Here is a 512-nt window from a genome sequence, read left to right as displayed (position 1 = left end):
CGCTAGCCGAGTCCGGCCGCGCCCCGCCTCCCCCGCGAGGGGGATTCCCCGCCCAGGGCGGGCGGACGGGCGGGGGCGGGGCCTCGAGCTCAGAAGAGGGCGGCGGCGAGCCGGCGGCGGGAGGCCGTCACGCGCGGGTCGTCCACGCCGACCACGGTGTACAGGTCCACGAGGTGGGCCCGGACCGTCTCGCGGTCCTCCCCCGGGTGGAGGGCGATGAAGCGCACGAGCCGGGCGAAGGCGTCCTCCACGTGGCCGCCGAGCACGTCCAGGTCCGCCACGGCGAGCTGGGCGGCCGCGTCATCGGGGGCGTCGGCGGCGGCGGAGCGCACGGCGGCCGCGTCCGCGTCGCGGGTGCGCAGCATCAGCCGGGCGGCCGAGAGGCCCTGCTGGGCGACGGGGTCGGCCGGGGTGTCCTTCAGCGCCTCCTCCCACGCGGCGACCGCGCCGGGCAGGTCGTCCGCGGCCAGGGCCGCGTGCGCGGCGCGGTGCAGCGGCGGCACGGGCGGCGC

The 512-nt window shown here is 80.9% G+C and carries 1 protein-coding gene; it reads right to left on the bottom strand.

Annotated elements, in window-relative coordinates:
• Window positions 1–89 precede the first annotated feature (89 nt).
• Window positions 90–512 (bottom strand): tetratricopeptide repeat protein (locus tag NWP10_RS12305; RefSeq protein ID WP_258301092.1); only part of this gene is annotated, 423 nt, incomplete at its 5' end.

It is taken from the genome of Micrococcus sp. HG099 (assembly GCF_024723355.1).
In the GTDB taxonomy this organism is placed as follows: Bacteria; Actinomycetota; Actinomycetes; order Actinomycetales; family Micrococcaceae; genus Micrococcus; species Micrococcus endophyticus.
This window is presented reverse-complemented; position numbering and strand designations above follow the sequence as displayed.